Origin of the sequence: Pseudoalteromonas luteoviolacea NCIMB 1944, from assembly GCF_001625565.1 — a bacterium.
GTDB lineage: Bacteria > Pseudomonadota > Gammaproteobacteria > Enterobacterales > Alteromonadaceae > Pseudoalteromonas > Pseudoalteromonas luteoviolacea_F.
Map to the genome: position 1 here is coordinate 1 of NZ_AUXS01000006.1, position 545 is coordinate 545.

Annotated in this window: 1 tRNA gene; it reads left to right on the top strand. The window is 40.9% G+C overall.

Going from position 1 to position 545, the window contains the following annotated elements:
• Positions 1–47: 47 nt before the first annotated feature.
• A tRNA-Arg gene (locus N483_RS00450) sits at positions 48–124 on the top strand.
• Positions 125–545 lie beyond the last annotated feature (421 nt).

Genomic DNA, 545 nt, shown 5'->3' on the forward strand with positions numbered 1-545 from the left:
TGGTTAAATATAGAGGCACTGTTTCAAGTGCTAAAACATGATATTCCGGACGCGTAGCTCAGCTGGATAGAGTACCTGGCTACGAACCAGGCGGTCGGAGGTTCGAATCCTCCCGCGTCCGCCATCTCTTTTGAGATGATTGCTTCACTCAAATTGCCTCACTAAAGTGGTAAAATATGAGATAAACACCGACGAGAGTCGGTTTTTTTATGCCTGAAATTTAGCTTTTTAATAATAGTTACTGAAAAACTTCACAAGAGCCATGGCCGAGATAGTAAACGAACAGACTAAGCTGTCGAAGGTTCATTCTTCACAAAGTTCGTCCGCCATCTCTTTTGAGATGATGCTTTACTCAAATAACCTCACTAAAGTGGTAAAATATGAGATAAACACCGACGAGAGTCGGTTTTTTTATGCCTGAAATTTAGCTTGTTAATAATAGCTACTGAAAAACTTCACAAGAGCCATGACCGAGATAGTAAACGAACAGACTAAGCTGTCTAAGGTTCATTCTTCACAAAGTACGTCCGCCATCTCTTTTGAGA